The sequence below is a fragment of the Bacillus sp. LR_5 genome (genome assembly GCF_042709275.1).
On sequence record NZ_JAVAXX010000441.1, the window covers coordinates 1 to 3,598 of the forward strand.

A 3,598-nucleotide genomic window follows, 5' to 3' on the forward strand; every position below is an offset into this window, starting at 1 on the left:
GAAAATGAAATAAAAGTACTATAAATCTGTAACAAAAAAGACCTCTGTGCAGGACAAAGGTCTATTTCTCAAATTGGCTTTCATATAAGTCACTGTAAAATCCTTTTTGCCGAATCAGCTCGTCATGGCTGCCTTTTTCAATCATTTCACCGTCTTTTAGCACCACAATCTGGTCCGCTCTTTGAATGGTGTTCAGCCTGTGGGCAATGATGACACTTGTTCTTCCTTCCATTAAACGGGCGAGCGCTTCTTGAATGTTGACTTCTGTTACGGTATCAATGTTGCTTGTCGCTTCATCCAAAATGAGAAGAACCGGATCGGCAAGCACCGCCCGCGCTATAGAAATCAACTGCTTCTGTCCTTGACTGATGCCCGAACCGTTTTGCGTCAGCACGGTGTCATACCCTTTTGGCAGCCTTTCAATAAAGCTATGGGCATTTGCTGTTTTTGCAGCGGCTTCGACTTCCTGATCAGAAGCATCGAGCCTGCCATAGCGAATGTTTTCTCTGATCGTTCCCTGAAATAAGAAAGAATCCTGAAGAACAAACCCCATGTTTTTTCTCAGGCTTGCTCTAGTAAGGGTTTTAATATCTGTACCGTCGATTAAAATTTTTCCTTCGTTAGGCTCGTAAAAACGGGCGAGAAGATTAGTGACGGTTGTCTTCCCCGCCCCCGTCGGCCCGACAAACGCGATGGACTGCCCTGCAGGCACGGTAAACTGTAAATGCTTCAGTGTCTGCTGCCCTTTATCGTAACCGAAGGACACATCCCGGAATTCAATGCTGCCTGTTTGGATGGGCTGATGCACGGCGTTCTTTTCATCCTCGCGCTCTTCTTTTTCATCAAGCACGTCAAACACCCGTTCAGCGCCGGCGATTGCGGACAGCATCGTATTAAACTGGTTGGCCAGATCGTTTAAAGGGCGTGTAAATTGTCTTGAATACTCGGCAAAGACGACGATGGAGCCGATCGAGATCCAGCCTTTCAGCGCAAACAAACCGCCGATTGCCGCTATCATTGTAAAGCTTAAGTTATTCAAAGAGTTCATGACCTTCGGGATAAACCCGGAAATCGTCTGCGCCCAAAAGCCCGACGTCTTGAGTGCAGCGTTTTTTTCGAGAAATTCAGCAGTAATCTGCTTCTCACGTGAATATGCTTTGATGACCTTTGCGCCTGAAACAGATTCCTCAATATACCCATTCAGATCACCAAGGTTTTTCTGCTGTTCTTTAAACAGCTTTCCCGTTCGGTTGGTGATCCATTTCAGGCTCGCTGCCATCACCGGAATAATGGTCAGCGTAATCAATGTAAGGAGCGGGCTCATGTACAGCATCACCGCAATCGTCCCGACAAAGGTGATCACGCTTGACAAAATTTGAATGACTGACGTGTTTAAGGTAGAACTGACATTTTCGATGTCATTCGTCACCCGGCTCATCAGCTCGCCGTGCCGCTGTTTATCAAAAAATGGAATCGGCAGCTCATGCAGATGGGTGAACAATTCGCTTCTCATTCTGAAAACCGTGCCCTGCGAGATCGTAATCATCCAATAGTTTTGAAACCAAAGCGACAGGGACTGAATGATATAGATAGCGAGCAGAAGAAGCAAAACAGGAATCAAGCCGCTGACCGTTTTCCCGACGATAAAATGGTCGATGGCCTTTCCGATCACAAAGGGACCAAGGAGCCCGAATATGGCGCTGATGACAACCATCAGCATGACAAGTATGAGCAGTCCTTTTCTTTCAGCCAAGTAAGACCAGATTCGTCTCAGTGTGCCCTTTGTATCCTTTGCTTTCGCCCGCTTTTTCGCGCCTTCTTTTTTGTCAATTGGCAGTTTGGGATATTGGAAAGGCTTGCGGATGTCTTTTAGCATGACTCGCTCCCCTCCCTTCCGAATTGTGACTCGTAAATGCGCTTGTATAACTGAGATTCAGAAAGCAGCTCACTGTGAGTGCCTTTTTCAATCAGTTCGCCGTCCTCAAGCAGCAAAATCTGATCAGCTTTCATCGCCGTGGTTATTTTTTGTGTAATGATCAAAGTTGTGCAATGGTATGTGCTGATTGCTTCAAGCAGCTTTGCCTCCGTTTGCAGATCAAGCGCGCTTGTGCTGTCATCTAATAGAAGGATAGCCGGTTTTCGAATCAGCGCCCGCGCAATGGAAATCCGCTGCTTTTGGCCGCCGGACAGGTTGACGCCTCTTTGCCCCAAAACAGTGTCATATCCATTTGGGAGCTTCAAAATCGTTTCATGAATTTGCGCATGTTTGGCCGCATCCATTATTTCATCTAGTGAAGCATTTTCTTTGCCCCAAGCGATGTTTTCTTTGATTGTGCCGGAAAACAAGAGGACTTCCTGCGGTACATATCCAATTTGCCTGCGCAGCCCTTCAGCCGGAATATCTTGAACCGGCTTTTCATCTATGTAAATGCGGCCTGAATCCGGCTGATAAAGCCGCGGAATGAGCTGAAAAAGCGTGGACTTGCCCGAGCCCGTCGCACCGAGAATCGCGATCGTTTCTCTTGGCTTTGCGGAAAATGAGACATTCCTGAGCGCTTCTCTGTCCATTTCAGGATAGCGAAAGGATACATGCTGAAACTCAATCCGTCCTGACAAACGATCAGATATGGTGCCTTCCTCCCGCTCGTCGCCTTCTGTTTCAAGCACCTCACCGATTCTATCCCCTGAAGCCTTCGCCCGGGTGAAAATCATAATCAAAAACGGAAACATCGAAAGCGCGCCTGTAATTCGTGTTGCGTAGTTAATTATCGCAACAACATCGCCAACCTGAGTGCTTCCGCTCGTAATACTGTAGGACCCCGCCCACAAAATCAAAAGGATGCAGAGATTCATCAAAAGCATCAGTACAGGCATCGTGAATTCCACAAGCTGAAAGGCCGAAACCGTTTTTTCCATCAGCCTTGTGTTGGCTTTGATAAATCGTTTGACTTCGTGGCTGCCGCGAAGCAGCGCTTTGATCAGCTTGATTGCAATTAAATTTTCCTGCATGATGGTGTTCACTTGATCCAGCCTTTTCTGCACTGAGCGGAACAGTGCCCCGCCTTTCCTTAATACCCATAGCAAAAACAAGATCAGGATCGGAATGGTCACAAGCAGAAAAAACCCGAGTTTCACATTAACGGCAAGCGACAGCACAATGCCGCCTGCAATCATTAAGGGAGCCCGCAGCATAAACCGCAAACTCATAAAAATCATATTTTGAACCTGTGTGACGTCGTTTGTCAGCCTTGTAATATAAGAAGAGGACGAAAACTGTCCAAATGTGGAATAGGAGAAGGACTGGATTTTTTGAAAAAGCCCTTTTCTCGTATCATAGGAAAAGCTTTGGCTGACATGGGCGGCATAAAAGGAATTCAGCATCCCCGCCGCAAAGGATAACACGGTCAGCCCGATCATGACCGTGCCCCATATCCATACATGCCGCAGATCTTGCTTCAATATCCCATCGTCGATGATTTTTGCAATCAATAAAGGCTGCATCAGTTCAACTGCAAGCTCCGTCAGCATAAGAATCAGAGCAATTCCCGCCAGCAATGAATATGGTTTTAAAAACGACAAAGCCTTTTGCATGTAAAAG

Annotated in this window: 2 protein-coding genes; both read right to left on the reverse strand. The window is 46.7% G+C overall.

Translation table 11 applies throughout. The annotated features are described in order from the left end of the window. Positions 1-61 precede the first annotated feature (61 nt). Positions 62-1,876, reverse strand: coding sequence for an ABC transporter ATP-binding protein (locus RAC86_RS36670; protein WP_042978122.1), 1,815 nt, complete (start codon positions 1,874-1,876; stop codon positions 62-64). After that, on the reverse strand, positions 1,870-3,591 hold the full coding sequence (locus RAC86_RS36675) for an ABC transporter ATP-binding protein (RefSeq protein WP_089172489.1): 1,722 nt from the start codon (positions 3,589-3,591) through the stop codon (positions 1,870-1,872). Before RAC86_RS36675 ends, RAC86_RS36670 begins: the two co-directional genes overlap by 7 nt. Between the last annotated feature and the right edge of the window lie 7 nt (positions 3,592-3,598).